Origin of the sequence: Marinobacter caseinilyticus (assembly GCF_011074955.1) — a bacterium.
Lineage (GTDB): Bacteria > Pseudomonadota > Gammaproteobacteria > Pseudomonadales > Oleiphilaceae > Marinobacter > Marinobacter caseinilyticus.
In genome coordinates this window covers 210,343-227,061 of the sequence record NZ_WUQJ01000020.1, presented here as the reverse complement: position 1 = coordinate 227,061, position 16,719 = coordinate 210,343, and the positions used below count along the sequence as shown (strand labels likewise).

The following is a 16,719-nucleotide window of genomic DNA, read 5'->3' as shown; positions in this document are numbered from 1 at the left end:
AAGTTAAGTTCTGCGGGTGTTGACTGTAGATGATGATGTTCCTGCCATTGCCATCACCATTGGGCAACATCCAGAAAGCGTTCATCTTCGAGAAGTTCGAAGGTTGAAAATACTTTCCAGGTTTCCTCGTTTCGCTCATACCCTCCCTGAATGAAGGGTTGAACGTTTGCGGGGATCTCCCTGGGCTCTGCCAAAAAGTTGTCCTCCGCGAAATACTGCATACCTGAGACACTGTCGACGACCAGCCCACTGAACACGTCGCCTTGTTCGACGACCAGCACCCGTCGCTCTCGCTGACTCCGGGCGCTGCGGGGTAAATCAAAATAATGGGCAAGATCGATGAGCGGTAGCAGGCGGCCGCGAACGTTGGCAGCCCCCAACATAAACGAACGAACCCCCGGTACATGGGTGTAGCGGGGGACGTGGAGAATTTCTACAACCTCGCCCATTGGCGCAACATAGCGCTGGCCGGCCAGAACAAATCCGATGCCATTCCAGAGCTGAACGGCTTGTTGCTGTTCCGGCAGGCCAGACGCAAGTGTTCGGCTGCGTTGGGCGATATCCGTCAGAACGGCAAAGGGGGCGGCCTGGGCGGACATGCTTACTCCGTGCTAGGGGGTCGAGTGATCAGGCAATCAGACTGTTGATCGTTTTGATCAGGTCGTCTTCATTGACCGGCTTTACCAAATAACCTTTTGCGCCCTGGCGAGTTCCCCAGACGCGATCAGTTTCCTGGTCTTTGGTCGTTACGATGACGACTGGAATGGAGGCAGTTTCGGGAGCACGCGTCAGCTGACGGGTGGCCTGGAAGCCATTCAGGCCAGGCATAACAACGTCCATCAGGACCAGATCCGGTGTTTCGGCCCGGGCTTTGGCAACACCGTCCGCACCATTGTCGGCGGTCAACACTTCGTGTTTGTGCTTCTCAAGAATGCTTGAGATCTTTTTTACCTCAGTGGGCGAGTCATCGACGATCAGAATACGGGCCATGATTTCCTCAATAATAGTTCAGTGTGCCAGGGGACTATTGTTCCGCATGGGGAACATATTGGCGAATGGTGTTGAGCAGCTCGTCTTTGCTGAACGGTTTCGTCAGATACTGATCTGAGCCGACAATGCGCCCCTTTGCCTTGTCAAAAAGACCGTCTTTGCTTGAGAGCATGATGACCGGCGTTTTTTTGAAAGCGGAGTTGTTCTTGATTAATGCGCAGGTCTGGTAGCCATCCAGTCTTGGCATCATTATATCGACAAAAATGATGTTGGGCTGGGAATCGGCAATCTTAGCCAGAGCGTCAAAGCCGTCAGTAGCGGTAATTACATCACAACCAACCTTCTTAAGCAGGGTTTCTGCGGTGCGACGAATGGTTTTGCTGTCGTCAATCACCATAATCTTCAGGTTTTCGAAGTTGTCATCCATTGTCCAACTGCCTTGCGCTCTGCGAATGTCGTTATTTTAAGAGGGGCATTTTTAACACACTATTTAAGGGTGTTCTATAAACCCCGCTTATTTATAGAGTATCGATGGCCATAGAAAAAGAACATCTTTGTGACTAAATGTACTCAGTCACCGGTTTTTGGTTACTTCCGAAGTGATTCGGGTGCAATCAAAGTAAGGGTGCAATACCATCTATCGTCTCAGCATAGCACTATTTGCCAGACGCGCTCTGCTGACAGGTTCCTGTTTTACACCATTTATTCAAGGGAACCTCTGAGGACTTCTCTGATCCATGCCAGGGTTGTCGAAGGCTTGAAGGAGCAGGCGCAGTTTGTGATCGAGCCGTCGCGGCGACAGAGATTTTTTTGGGGTTTCAATAAGGGGCACTATGACACTTCGACTCGGCGTAGTAATGGATCCCATCGAGGCGATCCAGTTCAAGAAAGACAGTTCCCTGGCGATGCTGTGGGCAGCGCAACAGCGGGGCTGGGCGATTGAGTATATGGAGCTGCCGGATCTGTACCTGGCGGGCGGTCAGGCAATGGCAAGAACCCGTGACCTGACGGTGCGCATGGACCCCAATGACTGGTACAGCTTCGGTGACGCCCGGGAGCGTGCACTGGGCGATCTTGATGTCATTCTGATGCGACAGGATCCACCGGTGGACCGCGAGTTTCTGATGGCAACGTATATGCTCGAGGCGGCCGAGCAGCAGGGCGCACTGATTGTCAATCCGCCGGCAGCGCTGCGTGATTGCAATGAAAAGCTGTTTGCGACCCAGTTTGAAGACTGTACACCGCCGCTGATTGTGACTCGGTCGGCGGAGCGGCTGAAAGCGTTTCATGCCGATCACAGGGATGTCATTATGAAACCGGTAGACGGCATGGGCGGCCGCTCGATATTCCGGGTTCGCGAGGGGGACGCCAACCTGGGGGTGATTATTGAGACGCTGACGCAACACGGCGCGCATCAGGCCATGGCGCAAAAGTTCATTCCGCAGATCAGTGCCGGTGACAAGCGTATTTTGCTGATTGACGGAGAGCCGGTCCCTTACGCCCTGGCGCGCATTCCATCGCACGGTGAAAACCGCGGCAACCTGGCGGCCGGTGGTCGTGGTGAGGGCCGGGAGCTGACCAAAAGGGATTGGGAGATCTGTGCCCGGGTGGCCCCGGTATTAAAAGAGAAAGGGCTGATTTTTGTGGGTATTGATGTCATCGGCGATTACCTCACGGAAATCAACGTCACCAGCCCGACGTGCATTCGCGAACTGGACGCCGCCTTTAATATTGATATTGGTGGGCAGTTAATGGACGCCATCGAACGCCGTCTTCGCTAAACTAAAGGTGCCGAACCTTAATGGGGTGTCTGGAGCGGCTGTGGTCGCGGAGTCATGGCATTCATAGAGTGTTGGGCTGTAACCCGAATTATTGACGCAGTGGGTAATGGATAGGAATGGCTGTACAGGTCAGTGATTTTGATCGTTTTTCGTTTACGCTGTTCATGGCGCTGGCCGTGCATGCGGTGTTGGTGCTGGGTATCACCTTTGCGCAGCCGGATCCGACGCCATCGGCTGAGACGATGGAGATAACCCTGTCTCAGTTTGACGACGAGGAAGCCCCCGAGAAAGCGGACTTCCTGGCCCAGACCAATCAGCAGGGCAGTGGTACCGAGGAAGACAAACAGGAGCTGACCACTACGCAGCAGGCAAACGTCGCCAACAGTGAGGTTACCCCGGTGCAACCGGAACCGCCGTCACAGGTGGCATCGGCGCAGCAAACCGAGCGACAGGTGGTCGAGACCGAGGCCGCTAGTACGCACAAGGCAACGACAGCCGCTCGTGACAGGGCACAGCCCGAGACGGATTTGCCGCAGTCGAACAAGAAGAGTCTGATGGAGCGGAGCCTGGAGATCGCCAGCCTGGAGGCCAGACTGGATGATCAAATGCGGGCTTACGCCAAAAAGCCGAGGGTACTGCGAGTCACTTCGGTGTCGACGCTCAGTTCCACCAACGCCTGGTACGTGAACAACTGGATTAACAAAGTCGAACGGGTGGGTAATGTGAATTATCCGACGGAGGCGCGCCGAGCCGGGGTGTACGGGGCTGTCAGAATGCTGGTGGTGCTGCGTAAGGACGGTACGGTCAAGGAGTTGCAGGTATTGGAGTCGTCCGGTAGCACGGTGCTGGACGATGCCGCCATTCGCATCGTTCGGTTGGCGTCGCCGTTTTCATCTTTTCCGGAACAGCTGAGTAAGGAAAAAGATGAGCTTGAAATCATTCGTACCTGGTCGTTTCAGCGGAGGGGGTTGAGTTCAGGATGAGAACAACCAACGAAACGCCACCGAGTCTTGGCGGTCATTTGTTAATTGCGACACCCTATCTGGGTGATCCGCGTTTCCATGGCGCCATCGTATTTTTGTGCGATCACTCCGAAGCGGGCGCATTGGGGGTAATGATTAACCGACCACTCGACATCAGCCTCGGAGAGATTCTTGAACAACTCGATATGGACGGTGGCGAACTCGATTGCCCTGTCTACAGCGGTGGTCCGGTGGAACAGGAGCGGGGCTTTGTGCTGCACACACCCGCCGCACAATGGCAAACCACATCGGAAGTGGCCGCCGGCATTCGGCTGACCACATCGAAAGACGTGCTGACGTCCATTGGTCGGGGCGAGGGCCCGAGTCATTATCTGGTTGCCCTGGGGTACGCCGGCTGGTCGGAAGGACAATTGGAAGCTGAGCTGGCCGGTAACGCGTGGCTGACGTGTCCCGCAACCACCGATCTGGTTTTTGAAACCCCTTGTGAGAAGCGCTATGCGGCCGTTCTCGCGCACCTGGGCATTGATCTGAACCAGCTTAGCGATTCCATCGGCCATGCGTGAAGTTGGTCAACGCCAAGTACTTGCCTTTGATTTCGGCACCCGTCGCATCGGTGTGGCTTTCGGCCAGGAACTGCTGGGTAGAGCCAGGCCGCTGACCATGCTGCCTGCGCGTGATGGCGTTCCAAACTGGCCAGATATCGAAAAATTGATCACCGAATGGCAACCGGACCAGATAGTCGTGGGGTTGCCGCTCAACATGGACGATTCGGAAAACGACATGTGCGCCCGCGCCCGCAAGTTTGGCAAGCGGATTCATGGCCGCTTTCATCTGCCAGTGGCTATGGTGGACGAACGACTGACCAGCTTTGAGGCTAAAGGCGAGGTGTTGGCGGCGGGCGGCGACCGCGATTTCGGTCGGCACGGGGTCGATGACCTGGCGGCCGTGCTGATTCTGGAAACCTGGTTTCGCCAGGCTGACGGCTAGCGTTGGATAGCGTGACATCTTAGTAGGAGCATCAATGACCGCATTATTGAATATCGATCAGCTGATCGGGGAGCTGGAATCGGGGCTGCGTCGCCAGTTAGAGGAGCGAGGCATTGAGGCGCCTGTCGTTGTCGGTATTCGTACCGGCGGGGTCTGGTTGGCGGATGTGCTCAGCAAACGGCTGGGATTGACGGGTCCGTTCGGCGAACTGGACATCTCTTTTTACCGGGACGATTTCAGTCGTATTGGGTTGAATCCAAAGGTGCGGCCGTCCCGGCTGCCGTTTGAAACCGAAGGCAAGGATATTATTTTAATCGACGACGTGATCATGAGCGGCCGCACCATTCGTGCCGCCATGAATGAACTCTTCGATTATGGCCGGCCGGCGAGTATTATGCTGGCAACGCTGATTGACATGGGTGCGCGGGAACTACCGATTCAACCGGATGTAGTGGGCCGCAAGCTCACTCTGCAATCGCACCAGCGGGTCAAGCTGAGGGGCCCGGACCCGTTGAGCATTGAAGTACGGGACACAGACCAGTAAACACGTTGACGCCTGAGCATGCTGGCGAAAAAGCACATTGACTGAGAAGGTATACGGGCAATCATGACGGCACACGACCCTTCCTCGACATCGCTTCAACTGACCTCCGACGGGCAGTTGAAGCATTTCCTGACGCTCGACGATCTCGATCGGGCGCTGCTCACCGACATTCTCGACACCGCAGATTCCTTCATTGAGGTGGGCGAGCGCACCATCAAGAACGTGCCTTTGCTGCGTGGCCGCACCGTGGTGAACCTGTTCTTCGAATCCAGCACCCGCACCCGCAGCACGTTCGAGCTGGCGGCGAAACGGCTGTCAGCCGACGTGCTCAATCTGGATATCAGTACGTCGGCGACGTCAAAGGGCGAATCGCTGTCCGATACCCTGCTCAACCTGGAAGCCATGGCCAGCGATATGTTCGTGGTCCGGCATTCCCAAAGCGGTGCGCCACACTTCATTGCAGAGAGCGTGACCCCTGGCGTGGCGATTATCAATGCCGGTGATGGTCGTCATGCCCACCCGACCCAGGCGATGCTGGACATGCTCACCATCCGTCAGCACAAGTCACGATTCGAGGGTTTGAAGGTGGCCATTGTCGGCGACATATTGCACTCCCGGGTCGCCCGCTCCCAGATCCGCGCCTTGAATACACTGGGCGTGGCGGAAGTCCGGGTCATTGCGCCGGCAACTCTGTTACCGAGTGACGTGGAGAGCCTGGGCTGCAAAGTTGAGTACGACATGACCCGGGGGCTTGATGACCTGGACGTGGTGATTATGTTGCGGCTCCAGCGCGAACGGATGGAGGGTGCGTTATTGCCCAGTGAGCGCGAGTTCTACCGGCTCTACGGACTGAGCACCGAAAAGCTTGCCCTGGCCCGACCCGATTGCATTGTCATGCACCCCGGACCGATCAATCGCGGGGTAGAAATCGAATCGGCGGTTGCCGATGGCCCCCAATCGGTGATTTTGAATCAGGTGACGAATGGCATTGCGATTCGTATGGCCGTGATGTCCATGGCCATGAGTGGCCAAGTGTCTGAACGGGCTCGTGCCCGAAGCCAGGAGATGGGATCGTGACGTTGGGGGATAGGACCGAAACACCGTTGGCAATCAAGGGCGTGCTGAAAATTGAAAACGGGACCCAACTGACAGCCGCGGGCAAGAGTGCACAGCCCATTTGCCTGTTACTGCAAGACGGCCTGATAGTCGCGGAAGGTCAGCAGGCGGCGGAAGCCAATGCCGATCTGGTGCTTGACGCCAGGGGTTGCCTGGTGGCTCCGGGGCTGATCGACCTGTACTGCAATCTCCGGGAGCCCGGTGCCGGTCAAAAAGGCAACATTGCCTCCGAAACCCGAGCCGCAGCCAAGGGCGGGTACACCACCGTGTGTGCTGCCCCGGACTCCTCGCCCATCAACGATTCCAGCGCGGTGACGCACCTGATCCGCGATGTGGCCTCCGCCCGGTCGCCGATCCGTGTCTTGCCCCTTGGCGCAGCCACGCGGGGGCTGGAAGGGGAACTGCTGAGCGATATGGCCGGTCTGTCCAATGCGGGTTGTGTCGCGCTCAGCAACGGCGCCGAGACCATCCGCAATGCCCGCGTATTACGGCGCGCCATGGCGTACGCGCAAACCTTCGGGTATACCCTGATGCTGCAGCCGCGCAATCAGTCACTGGCGGCGGACGGCTTTGCTCACGATGGCACGGTCACGGCACGGTTGGGCCTGCTTGGTATTCCCGAAGTCGCCGAAACCACCGCGGTCATGGAAATGCTGTTGCTGGCGGAAGAAACGGGCGTGCGTTTGCACCTGAGCCAGCTGTCGACGGCGCGCAGTGTGGACATGGTAGCGGATGCTCAGGCTCGGGGAGTCAAGGTCTCGGCCGATGTCGCCATGCATCAGCTGGTGTTTACCGAAGCAGCCCTGGCAGGGTTCGACAGCCGTTTTCACGTTCAGCCGCCGCTGCGAAGCGAACGCGATCGGCAAGGCCTGCTGGCGGGTGTTCGCTCGGGGGTGATCGGCGCCATTGTCAGTCAGCACCAGCCCCATGATTCCGCCGCCAAGCGCGCCCCGTTCGGGGCCACCGAGCCGGGGTTGTCGGCGGTGGAAAGTGTGCTGTCACTGGGATTGTCATTGGTGGGTCAGGGCGAACTGGCCATCACCGATCTGGTTCGGGCATTGACGGACGGACCGGCCGCTATTCTCGGTCTCCCGACACCCGCATTGGCGGTTGGTCAGGTCGCCGATTTGTGCATTGTCGATCCTGAAGCGAGCTGGACGGCCGACGCTGTAACAATCCTGTCCGCGGGCAAGCATGTGCCCCTATCCGGACAGCCACTGACCGGTGTTGTTCGACACACCATCTGCAATGGCCAACTGGCCTGGAGCCTGTCCTGACCGACAGGCGCTCCTTAATGTGTGCTGGGTAACTGTTGTAATGCCTACTCATTCACAGTTTGTTACTTTTTGTTAAAACGCCCTTGAAGAGGGGCGCCCGTGCCAACGTATCCTTCCATAGTCCGACTTAAACTCGGCAACCAGAGATAGCGCAGAACGCTGTCAGGGACGCTCGATTCAGCGCAATCAAAGTGATTTGACCCAGCCGCTGAGCGCTCTGGCTCTCCTTCCGGGAGACTTGCGCACCCATAATAATCAGGAGTCATCCCGTGAAGCACCCAGTTTTCATCCGCCAGATAGTGGCAGGGGCAGCACTGTTCGCTGCTCTGAGCCTTTCGGCTACCGCGCAGTCCGCAGAAGAAATCCTGGAGCGCAGCTTTTGCGTATTCGATCCCGTTGGTGCCAATGGTCCGCTCTTTGCCATCACCAAAACCTTTCGTCCGGTGGCGTTGAGGGCAGGCATTAAATTGGATTTGCGGGCCTACACGGATGAAAAAGTGGCCGCCGAAGACTTTAAGGCCGGCCAATGCGACGCCGTGCTGTTGACCGGTACTCGGGCGCGGGAATTCAATAAGTTCACCGGCAGCCTGGAAGCGATGGGCGCAATCCCCGGGGAACAGGAAATGCGGCTGTTGTTTAACACCCTGAGCCAGGCCAAGGCGCGGCCGTTCCTGATCAATGGCGAATACGAAGTGGCCGGCGTCTTTCCGGGAGGTGCGGTATACCTTCACACCCGTGACCGAACCATCGATACCGTCGAGAAGCTGCAAGGCAAAAAGATTGCGACCCTGGATTACGACACCGCGTCTGTCCGCATGGTTCGCCACGTGGGTGCCTCTGTGGTGGGCTCCAATTCGGCCAACTTTGCCGGCAAGTTCAATAACGGCAGTGTCGATCTCGCTTATGCGCCCGCCGTGGCTTATGCCCCGTTGGAGTTATACAAAGGCGTACAGCCCTATGGCGGTGTCTTCAAGTACGCACTGGGTTACATGAACTTCCAGGTGATTCTGCATCGGGACCGCTTTTCGGATAAAGCGGCCCAAATGGTCAGGGACGAGTCCATCAAGCGCATCAATGAAGCCTACGAGATCATCGCCCAGGCCGAAGCCGAGATTCCTGAAAGTGTTTGGATACACCTGCCACAGGCAGACACCCAGGGCTATGACCGCATGTTGCGGGATGTCCGTCTGTCGCTGTTGGCCGATGGCGTGTACGACGAGCGGGCAATCAAACTGATGCAAGCCATTCGCTGTCGCGTCGATGGCTCCCGCTCTGAGTGCTCGTCCTGATCTGACCTTGGTTGGTGGGTTGGGTCGTGCAGCCGCAGATTCCAGGGAGCGTGCGGCCGCACGGATAAGGTTTACTTGACGGCGTCTTTCAGGGCCTTGCCGGCCTTGAAGCCGACGGTTCGACTGGCGGCGATCTGGATCGGCGCGCCGGTTTGTGGGTTGCGGCCACTGCGGGCTTCCCGGTTCCGAACGTTGAAGGTGCCGAAGCCAATCAGTGTGACGTCATCTCCGCGCGCCGCTGCCGCAGATACCTGGTCCGTAAAGGCGGTGATTATTTCGCTGGCCTTGTCGAGGGTCAGGCCGGTTTGCTCTGCGATCGCACTGGCAAGTTCTGGTTTGCGCATCAACTGCTCCTTGGTTTTAGATTTTCTCGGGTCGGAAATGGCCCGCACACCCACTGGTATAGCCGTTACCTCGTCAGTGTCAATGCTGCGCAGGTCTTGTTAGCCCTTTGTCCGTGTCGCTTTGAGGTACGGGTCTCACAAACGGACTCGTTTCTCGGGGATAATGCCAGCTCGTTTACAGTTCGTAACAAACATGTGGGCAGGACACAGGGCGTGAATGGGTCCTGACAATAACAACGTACAAGGTGGCGGGTATTATGACGAGTATTCAGGGTTTCATCAGCCGGTGTGGTCGCGCTGTCCAGGGCGCCCGAGGCGTTGTGATCGGCGTGCTGGTCAGTTTCACGATGAGTGGTTGTGGTGTGATTAATCACATGATGTATAAAACCACCGGCGACGTGATGAAGGGGTTTTCCAAGGAGCACACGGTGCCCTATCTGTTGCAGGGGGGAGATCTCGCCATGGGGTGCGCCATGAGTGAGGCCACGTCACCGCTACTGATGTCTTTTGGCCGCGTCACCAGCGATCCGGATCAGCTGGCCGTGATGTTGTACCTGACCTCCGGTGGTTGTGCCGAAGAGCGGGCACGAGAGTTTGAACTGGAAGCCTTATCAGCGCTGCACGCGTTGCAGGCAGGAAAAGCGGAGGATGCCGGCATCCGGCAAAAACGCGCCTACGCACTGGCGGCCAAACGGTACTTCAAGGCCTGGCACCATCACAACACCTACTATGGTGCGCCGGATGAGAGTGACTGCCCGAGCTTCGACGAAGACATGGACGCCTTTGTCTATATGGCGGGCCTGCTGTCGGGGTTGCAGGCGCTGAATGCCGAGATCCAGTCCACCTCCGCCATTGGCGTGCCAAAGAACGTTGGCTCAACGGTCGCTCGTGCAACCCGCTGCCTGGATAACGATAAGTGGTGGGGCGCCCCGATGGCACTGCGCGCCACCGTGTGGGCCATGATGCCGGGTGCCGAGCCCAACGGAGAGGACGCATTTGAGCGACTCGAAACCGCCGATCAACAGGGCGAAGCGGCCGGTGTTCGATTGCCCCATGTCTTCCACGCCATTGCTGCGATCAACAAAGACGATGAAGAGGCCCTGAAAGATGTTATCAGGCGCCACGCCGAGGCAATTGAAACCACACCTGCCGCGAAAGACTGGGTCATGGTCGACCGTATGGCCACGCAGGTGATCCTCGCCATCTCCGATCGTATGTGGGTTGAGAATGTCGGTTATCGCACACCCATGGGCAAGCTTGGCACTTTTTGGGACGACCCGGTCGAGACCACTGAAACCATGAATCTGGACGACATCCTTTAACCAACCTTTGTCATCAAGGCGTGTTGTCATGTCATCAAGCCGTATGAATCGAACCGGCCGGGAGTGGTTTTCTTCTTTTCCCGCCTGCCTGCTGCTGTTGGCTGTGGTCATTTTTTCGACCAGTAGCGATATCCACAATCAGATGCTGCGAGGGGGCGAGCAGATTTGGGGTGGCTACTACCAGCTTCGTACCGATCCGGTCCAGCCCACGTGTGATCCGGATCGCGATATCGAGGGGGCAGTGCAGCAGGAGCTCGCGAAAGAGAGCGACCTGAGCGATGTCATGGCCGATCTGTTGGGCGCCGCCGAGAAAGACCCGCAAGAGGTTCGCCGCTCGATTGAGCGCTCGGTCGCTGAGTGCCAAGCCAGTCACCAGACATACGCCAGCACGAAAGATCGGCTGACACCCGGCGTGAAGGCTTATCGCGCGGTGGAATTGTTTGTCGCCGACCTGATTGCCTTCGGACTGGCGTCCCAGCGCTTCATCCTGGTGATTCTGGTCATGTTGTGCGCGGCTACAGCGACATTGACGCGTCACCACATTGCCATGCGAGCGATGGAAACCCGGCTCGATTACACCGTGTCTCATACGCTGCAAACCGTAGCCAATGTCATGCTGTTAGGATCAAGCGCGCTGTTTCGCCAGTCTTCGCTGGACGCTGGCGATCCGACGGCAGAGCGTATGCTGCTCCACAATCTCTGGGTCATCGGGTTCGCGGTCCTGGCGGTGGCAAGTCTTTATCGCCTGTTCCGTGTGCCAGAAGGTTTACAACCGGGTGGCAGTCTTAACAAGGCGTTTCTTGCCGTCCCGCTGTACACCGGGATGTGTCTGGTCTCCGGCAGTTACTTCGCGCTCATTGGTCACGCCTCTGGTATTGGTATCTATCTGGGCACCATGATGGAACTGGCCGACATGTTCCTGAATGTGGCCTTGTATGTCTGGGTCGGCATGATGCTCAAACAAACGCGCATGGCGACCCTGGTGTTCAATGTATTCCGGCCCTGGCGCATGCCGCCCGAAATGCTTGCGGTGGTGGCCGTCCTGGTGGCGGCCATTCCGACCGCCTATACCGGTGCGTCCGGTATTTTTGTGATTGCTGCGGGCGCGGTGATCTACAGCGAGCTGCGGGCGGCCGGGGCTCGTCGCCAATTGGCGTTGGCTGCGACGGCCATGTCCGGGTCCTTGGGTGTGGTGTTGCGACCATGCTTGCTGGTCGTGGTGATCGCCTATCTCAACCGCGAGGTCACCACCGACGAGCTGTTCGGCTGGGGCATCTGGGTTTTTGTGCTGACGGCAACGCTGTTCATGCTGGTGGCGCTGGCGGTCAATCGCCAGAGTCGTTTCAACCTGGCGCCTGCCTCCGAGGCCTTCCCCGCGATGATCAGCGCCTTTAAGCCCCTGATTCCCTATGCGTTGATGATGGCCGGCGTGGTGCTGTTCTACCGATGGGCTTTGGACGTCAGCATGGATGAATTCTCGGCGCCCCGGATCTTGCCAGTGATCATGCTGGGCATTCTGGTGTATGAGCACATCAGTCTGCGTCAGACGCCGGGCCGGACGAGCGATGAAGTCAACCATCAGGGACTGGAACAGAGCCTGCGCTCGGCGACCAATGATACGACGTCGGAAATTGGTGCATTGCTGTTGCTGCTGGGGCTGTCCGTCAGCATCGGTGGCGTGATCGAACGTTCGCATCTCATGGGCGTTTTCCCCCAGTCTTTCGACAGCGCCTGGGCGGCGATGGTTCTGATGGTGCTTGTGCTGGTGATTCTGGGGATGATCATGGATGCCTTTGGGGCGGTCATTCTGGTGTCGGCTACCGTGGCAGGCATCGCCTATGCCAGCGGTATACACCCGGTGCATTTTTGGATGGTCACCCTGGTGGCGTTTGAACTGGGTTATTTAAGCCCGCCGGTTGCCCTCAACCACTTGCTTACCCGGCAGGTGGTTGGGGAGGAGGAGATTGCCGCCGCCCAGTGCGAAGGGGGCACGTTCTATCAGCGTCATGAACGGATCATCATGCCACTCATCACCATGGGCATTGCGCTGGTCCTGGTGGCGTTTGTGCCACTGCTGTTTTACACGCACTAGAGGTGCAGTCCATGCTCGGAAGGTAACAAAAAGGGCGCCATTGAGGCGCCCTTTTCGGTATTGTCCAGTTCGCTACTACCCAGTTAAGTACTACCCAGTTAAGTACTATCCAGTTAAGTACTGTGCAGTTAAGTACTGTGCAGTTCAGTACTGTCCAGATTATTGCTCAGGGGGTTACAGCTTTGGCCCGGCGGCAACGATGGCTTCCGACACGTCAAACTTCTTGAAGTTTTCAACGAACTGGCCGATCAACTCACTGGCTTTGGCGTCATACTCTTCGGCACTGGCCCAGGTGTTGCGCGGGTTTAGCAGTTTGCTGTCCACCTCAGGCACACTGATCGGCACATCCAGGTTGAGTGCGGGCAGGTGCTCGGTTTCCACGTCGGTCAGGTCGCCATTCTGGATGGCGCTGATGATGCCCCGTGTGGTGGGAATGCTGAACCGCTGACCGGAACCATACGAGCCGCCGGTCCAGCCGGTGTTGACCAGAAAAACCTGGCTGCCAAATTCATCCATGCGCTTCATCAGCAATTCGGCATAAACGCCGGCGGGGCGTGGGAAAAAGGGCGCACCAAAGCAGGTCGAGAAGGTTGCTTTGAGTTTGGACGACGACCCCATTTCGGTGGAGCCAACCAAGGCGGTGTACCCGCTCAGGAAGTGGTACGCGGCGGCTTCCTTGCTCAGGATAGACACAGGCGGCAACACACCGGTCATATCGCAAGTCAGAAACACGATCGCAGACGGTTCCCCGGCACGGTTTTCCAGCACGCGCTTTTCCACGTGATCCAGCGGGTAGGCGCAGCGGGAGTTTTCGGTCAGCGAGACGTCGGTGTAGTCGGGCTCGCGGGTATCCGGATCAATGACCACGTTTTCAACGATGGCACCAAAGCGGATGGCGTCCCAGATGATGGGCTCGTTTTTCTGGCTCAGGTCGATGCACTTGGCGTAGCAGCCGCCTTCGATGTTGAAGACCGTGCCCGGCCCCCAGCCATGTTCGTCGTCACCAATCAGGAAGCGGTCGGGGTCGGCTGACAGCGTGGTCTTGCCTGTTCCAGACAGGCCGAAGAACAGGCAGGTTTCGCCATCTTCGCCGACGTTGGCCGAGCAATGCATCGGCAACACGTCCTTTTCCGGCAACAGGAAGTTCTGTACGGAGAACATCGCTTTCTTCATTTCGCCGGCGTAGTGCATACCTGCCAGCAATACCTTGCGCTTGGCGAAATTGATAATGACACAGCCGTCGCTGTTGGTGCTGTCTCGCTCGGGCACACACTCAAAGTTGGCAGCGTTGAGGATTTGCCACTCTTGCTTGTCGGCGGAGTTGTAGGATTCCGGCCGGATAAACAGATTGCGGCCAAACAGGTTTTGCCACGCAGTTTCAGTGGTCATCCGAACGGGCAAATAGTGTTCGGGGTCTGAGCCGACATGGACCTGTGATACAAAATGCGTCTGTTCCGCCAGGTAAGCTTCAACCCGATCCCAAAGGGCGTCGAAATTGTCGGCGTCAAACGGCCGGTTGATGGGCCCCCACTGAATATCATCGGCAGTGCTGGGTTCTTCAACAATAAACCGGTCCATCGGGGAGCGGCCGGTGCGCTTACCGGTTTTGATCACCAGTGAACCATTGGCGGCCAGTTGGCCTTCGTGTCTTTCGACTGCCAGTTCGACCAGTCGTGCTGCGCTCAGATCATTATAGGTGATGCTCACTTCGACCTCGCCCTAGGGTGTCTTCGAGATTGCCTCATTAGCCACAAACAGAATCGTTGCTTAGACGCTGGCGGAATTATGAGCAATCGGATCAGTTCAGGCGCGCTATTATGCCAGAGACGCCGGTAAAAAACGACTTCCCTGTAAACCGCATGGTTGAGCGGGTTACAGGGGGTTTACTGTACGGATTAGTGCAGTGAATGGCCCAAAAACAATTGATCGATTTCATTCCGATCAAACCGGTATTGGGCATGACAGAACTGACAATCCATTTCAATATCACCGCGTTCATCAATAATGCTATAGCACTCCTCAGGACCAATGGATTTGAGTGCCCCCAGCGTGCGATCCCTGGAGCAACTGCATCGGAAATTAACCGAATCCGGATCGAACAGCCGTACCTCCTCTTCGTGAAACAGCCGATGAAGCACGGCTTCGCTGTCGAGCGCCAGCAGTTCTTCCGGTTTGATGGTGCTGGCCAGATGATTGACCCGCTGCCACAGGTCATCGTCAGGCTCAGTGCCGCCCGGCAGCCGCTGCAGCAGAAGGCCTGCGCTACGCTCATCGTCGGAGAACAGGATCAGGCTGGTGGCAATTTGCTCAGACCGCACAAAGTAATCTTCCAGACACTCGGCCAGTGAATGGTGCTCCCGTGGCACCACGCCCTGATAGCGTTGCCCCTTGTCGGGAGTAATGGTGATCGCCATTTGGCCTTTCCCGAGCAGCTGGTCGAGTGTATCCCCATCGCCGGTTGCACCCTCAATCTGAGCCAGGCCACGGACATAACGATCGTGGCTGCACTCCGTCATTAACATACGCAAGGCGCCGTCGCCTTTCGCTTGCAGCGACAACATGCCCTCGAATTTCAGTGTGCCGCTCATCAGGACGCTGGCCGCCAGGGATTCGCCCAGCAGCTTTTTTACGACGTCCGGATAGTTGGCTTGTTGGGTAACATTTTGATAACTCTCAGATAGCTGCACCCAGGCACCACGAACCTGACTATGCTCAAAAATAAATCGTTGAAACTGGTCCTGGGACGCCATGGTTAGGTCTCCTGAATGGGCGGAATCTGATCGTGGTTAAGGTTGATTGTGGAGGCCGGTTATCGCCGGCCTGTTCTAAAGGCCGTTCTGATCTTTAAAACGTTGAATGTTGCGTCGATCCTTTTTTGAAGGGCGTCGGGCTGGCGGCAGCTGCGCAGCTTGCATGGTTTTGCGTTGCCATGCCATATCTTCTCGCTGGCGAACACTGTCCTCGGTTTCGTGGTACAGCATCTGGGCTTCCGGGGCGCCGCGCCGGCGTTCACTGACATCATCCACAATAATCGTGCGTTCCTGCCAGCCCTGGCGGAGTTTCAGCCGCGCGCCAGCTTCGACAAGCCTGCCAGGCTTGCAGCGTTGGTCATTGTAATGGACTTTGCCGCCTTCAATCGCCTCTTTGGCAATACTGCGGGTTTTGAAGAATCTGGCGGCCCAGAGCCATTTGTCGAGCCTGACCCGTTGTTCGTTATCCGCTGGTGCGACCATGTCTCCCCACTTGATTCCGGTTCACCGTCATTATAACCGCTTCAACGCTGGATGGCATTGGAGGTTACCCCTCAAGGGGATGACCTCATTGAAATGGTGAATTGACGGCAGGTCCGGGTGGGGCTGGTGGGGTTCCATCTGGCTGTCGGGCGCCAGAATTGCCAGGCACTGGCTGATGCCGGCGGAGACAGCGCTGTCGAGCACAGGAAAACTGTCGTCAATCATCAGTGTTCTAGCCGGATCAAACGGCTCAATCTGGTGCAAGTCGGACCAAAAATCCGGTGCCTCTTTGGGTTTGCCAAAGCGGTGGCTTGAAATCACGCGATCAACCAACTGATCCAGTCCGGTTCGCGCCAGCTTGAGCGCCAGCGGGTCCGGGTGGCAATTGGTCACGATCACCGAACGCAGGCCAGCGGCTCGAACCTCGGTCAAAAACGCCTGCACATGGGGGCGATAGGCAATCTTCTCTTTAACTTCCGTTTTCAGGGCCGCGATATCCAGGGCCAGATGCCGGCTCCAATAGTCGGTACAGTACCAGTTCAGCGATCCGCGTTCGGCTTGAATCATCGGTACAATTTTATCTCGTGCCTGAGCCTGCGTGAGTCCGAAATGTTCGGCGTAGCGCTTGGGGAGGTGTTCCAGCCAAAAGTGGGTGTCGTAGTGCAGGTCGAGCAGTGTGCCATCCATGTCGAGGAACACAGTGTCGAGGGAATGCCAGTTAACCATAATAAAAAGCAGCCTGAAATCGGGATGATTTCAGG

General features: G+C 57.2%; 18 protein-coding genes. 10 read left to right on the top strand and 8 right to left on the bottom strand.

Annotated elements, in window-relative coordinates:
• Positions 1 to 53: 53 nt before the first annotated feature.
• From GRX64_RS10405 to pilG, 3 genes are read right to left on the bottom strand one after another with little or no spacing between them, the layout of a single operon-like run.
• Positions 54 to 599, bottom strand: a complete 546-nt coding sequence (locus tag GRX64_RS10405) for a chemotaxis protein CheW (protein WP_166266864.1) — start codon at positions 597 to 599, stop codon at positions 54 to 56.
• 28 nt (positions 600 to 627) lie between these two features.
• The gene (gene pilH / locus GRX64_RS10400) at positions 628 to 990 is read right to left on the bottom strand and encodes a twitching motility response regulator PilH (RefSeq protein WP_166256775.1); all 363 of its coding nucleotides are present in this window, start codon (positions 988 to 990) and stop codon (positions 628 to 630) included.
• A gap of 34 nt (positions 991 to 1,024) precedes the next feature.
• Positions 1,025 to 1,417: a twitching motility response regulator PilG gene (pilG, locus tag GRX64_RS10395; protein WP_166266862.1), complete on the bottom strand. Its 393-nt coding sequence runs from the start codon at positions 1,415 to 1,417 to the stop codon at positions 1,025 to 1,027.
• 406 nt (positions 1,418 to 1,823) lie between these two features.
• Here pilG and gshB point away from each other — a divergent pair, with 406 nt between their 5' ends.
• From gshB to GRX64_RS10355, 8 genes are all read left to right on the top strand, one after another.
• On the top strand, positions 1,824 to 2,771 hold the full coding sequence (gene gshB / locus GRX64_RS10390) for a glutathione synthase (protein ID WP_166266860.1): 948 nt from the start codon (positions 1,824 to 1,826) through the stop codon (positions 2,769 to 2,771).
• A 116-nt stretch (positions 2,772 to 2,887) separates the two neighbouring features.
• Positions 2,888 to 3,754, top strand: coding sequence for an energy transducer TonB (locus GRX64_RS10385; RefSeq protein WP_166266858.1), 867 nt, complete (start codon positions 2,888 to 2,890; stop codon positions 3,752 to 3,754).
• Complete coding sequence (locus GRX64_RS10380; RefSeq protein WP_166266856.1) at positions 3,751 to 4,317, top strand: YqgE/AlgH family protein; 567 nt, start codon at positions 3,751 to 3,753, stop codon at positions 4,315 to 4,317. The genes GRX64_RS10385 and GRX64_RS10380 overlap by 4 nt, the downstream gene beginning before the upstream one ends.
• Positions 4,310 to 4,741, top strand: a complete 432-nt coding sequence (gene ruvX / locus GRX64_RS10375) for a Holliday junction resolvase RuvX (RefSeq protein WP_166266854.1) — start codon at positions 4,310 to 4,312, stop codon at positions 4,739 to 4,741. Before GRX64_RS10380 ends, ruvX begins: the two co-directional genes overlap by 8 nt.
• A 34-nt stretch (positions 4,742 to 4,775) precedes the next feature.
• Entirely contained in the window at positions 4,776 to 5,285 is a 510-nt protein-coding gene (pyrR, locus tag GRX64_RS10370) for a bifunctional pyr operon transcriptional regulator/uracil phosphoribosyltransferase PyrR (protein ID WP_166266852.1), read from the top strand.
• Positions 5,286 to 5,348: 63 nt separating this feature from the next.
• The gene (locus GRX64_RS10365; protein ID WP_166266850.1) at positions 5,349 to 6,362 is read left to right on the top strand and encodes an aspartate carbamoyltransferase catalytic subunit; all 1,014 of its coding nucleotides are present in this window, start codon (positions 5,349 to 5,351) and stop codon (positions 6,360 to 6,362) included.
• Positions 6,359 to 7,678, top strand: a complete 1,320-nt coding sequence (locus GRX64_RS10360) for a dihydroorotase (RefSeq protein WP_427901654.1) — start codon at positions 6,359 to 6,361, stop codon at positions 7,676 to 7,678. The genes GRX64_RS10365 and GRX64_RS10360 overlap by 4 nt, the downstream gene beginning before the upstream one ends.
• A 314-nt stretch (positions 7,679 to 7,992) precedes the next feature.
• Entirely contained in the window at positions 7,993 to 8,967 is a 975-nt protein-coding gene (locus tag GRX64_RS10355; RefSeq protein WP_427901656.1) for a putative solute-binding protein, read from the top strand.
• Positions 8,968 to 9,038: 71 nt separating this feature from the next.
• Here the strand turns inward: GRX64_RS10355 and GRX64_RS10350 are convergent, their stop codons facing one another.
• Positions 9,039 to 9,311: an HU family DNA-binding protein gene (locus GRX64_RS10350; protein ID WP_166266846.1), complete on the bottom strand. Its 273-nt coding sequence runs from the start codon at positions 9,309 to 9,311 to the stop codon at positions 9,039 to 9,041.
• A 257-nt stretch (positions 9,312 to 9,568) separates the two neighbouring features.
• Between GRX64_RS10350 and GRX64_RS10345 the strand changes: the two genes are divergently transcribed.
• The gene (locus GRX64_RS10345; RefSeq protein WP_207308772.1) at positions 9,569 to 10,633 is read left to right on the top strand and encodes a hypothetical protein; all 1,065 of its coding nucleotides are present in this window, start codon (positions 9,569 to 9,571) and stop codon (positions 10,631 to 10,633) included.
• 28 nt (positions 10,634 to 10,661) lie between these two features.
• A complete protein-coding gene (locus GRX64_RS10340) occupies positions 10,662 to 12,725 on the top strand; it encodes a TRAP transporter large permease subunit (protein ID WP_166266844.1) in 2,064 nt (687 codons plus the stop codon).
• A 174-nt stretch (positions 12,726 to 12,899) separates the two neighbouring features.
• On the opposite strand, the gene GRX64_RS10335 is transcribed toward GRX64_RS10340, so the two are convergent.
• The 4 genes from GRX64_RS10335 to yrfG form a co-directional block, all read right to left on the bottom strand.
• Positions 12,900 to 14,432 (bottom strand): phosphoenolpyruvate carboxykinase, encoded by a 1,533-nt coding sequence (locus GRX64_RS10335; RefSeq protein ID WP_166266842.1) that lies wholly within the window; start codon positions 14,430 to 14,432, stop codon positions 12,900 to 12,902.
• 188 nt (positions 14,433 to 14,620) lie between these two features.
• On the bottom strand, positions 14,621 to 15,475 hold the full coding sequence (gene hslO / locus GRX64_RS10330; RefSeq protein WP_166266840.1) for an Hsp33 family molecular chaperone HslO: 855 nt from the start codon (positions 15,473 to 15,475) through the stop codon (positions 14,621 to 14,623).
• A 75-nt stretch (positions 15,476 to 15,550) separates the two neighbouring features.
• Positions 15,551 to 15,958 (bottom strand): ribosome-associated heat shock protein Hsp15, encoded by a 408-nt coding sequence (hslR, locus tag GRX64_RS10325; protein WP_166266838.1) that lies wholly within the window; start codon positions 15,956 to 15,958, stop codon positions 15,551 to 15,553.
• Positions 15,959 to 15,988: 30 nt separating this feature from the next.
• Positions 15,989 to 16,684, bottom strand: coding sequence for a GMP/IMP nucleotidase (gene yrfG / locus GRX64_RS10320; RefSeq protein WP_166266836.1), 696 nt, complete (start codon positions 16,682 to 16,684; stop codon positions 15,989 to 15,991).
• Positions 16,685 to 16,719 lie beyond the last annotated feature (35 nt).

Excerpts from the sequence above, each read along its gene's own strand:
- GRX64_RS10385 (WP_166266858.1), top strand. The coding sequence starts at position 2,888 with ATGGCTGTACAGGTCAGTGATTTTGATCGTTTTTCGTTTACGCTGTTC.
- pyrR (WP_166266852.1), top strand. The coding sequence starts at position 4,776 with ATGACCGCATTATTGAATATCGATCAGCTGATCGGGGAGCTGGAATCG.
- GRX64_RS10380 (WP_166266856.1), top strand. The coding sequence starts at position 3,751 with ATGAGAACAACCAACGAAACGCCACCGAGTCTTGGCGGTCATTTGTTA.
- yrfG (WP_166266836.1), bottom strand. The coding sequence starts at position 16,684 with ATGGTTAACTGGCATTCCCTCGACACTGTGTTCCTCGACATGGATGGC.
- GRX64_RS10345 (WP_207308772.1), top strand. The coding sequence starts at position 9,569 with ATGACGAGTATTCAGGGTTTCATCAGCCGGTGTGGTCGCGCTGTCCAG.
- ruvX (WP_166266854.1), top strand. The coding sequence starts at position 4,310 with ATGCGTGAAGTTGGTCAACGCCAAGTACTTGCCTTTGATTTCGGCACC.
- pilG (WP_166266862.1), bottom strand. The coding sequence starts at position 1,417 with ATGGATGACAACTTCGAAAACCTGAAGATTATGGTGATTGACGACAGC.
- GRX64_RS10340 (WP_166266844.1), top strand. The coding sequence starts at position 10,662 with ATGTCATCAAGCCGTATGAATCGAACCGGCCGGGAGTGGTTTTCTTCT.
- hslR (WP_166266838.1), bottom strand. The coding sequence starts at position 15,958 with ATGGTCGCACCAGCGGATAACGAACAACGGGTCAGGCTCGACAAATGG.
- hslO (WP_166266840.1), bottom strand. The coding sequence starts at position 15,475 with ATGGCGTCCCAGGACCAGTTTCAACGATTTATTTTTGAGCATAGTCAG.
- GRX64_RS10405 (WP_166266864.1), bottom strand. The coding sequence starts at position 599 with ATGTCCGCCCAGGCCGCCCCCTTTGCCGTTCTGACGGATATCGCCCAA.
- GRX64_RS10365 (WP_166266850.1), top strand. The coding sequence starts at position 5,349 with ATGACGGCACACGACCCTTCCTCGACATCGCTTCAACTGACCTCCGAC.
- gshB (WP_166266860.1), top strand. The coding sequence starts at position 1,824 with ATGACACTTCGACTCGGCGTAGTAATGGATCCCATCGAGGCGATCCAG.
- GRX64_RS10350 (WP_166266846.1), bottom strand. The coding sequence starts at position 9,311 with ATGCGCAAACCAGAACTTGCCAGTGCGATCGCAGAGCAAACCGGCCTG.
- pilH (WP_166256775.1), bottom strand. The coding sequence starts at position 990 with ATGGCCCGTATTCTGATCGTCGATGACTCGCCCACTGAGGTAAAAAAG.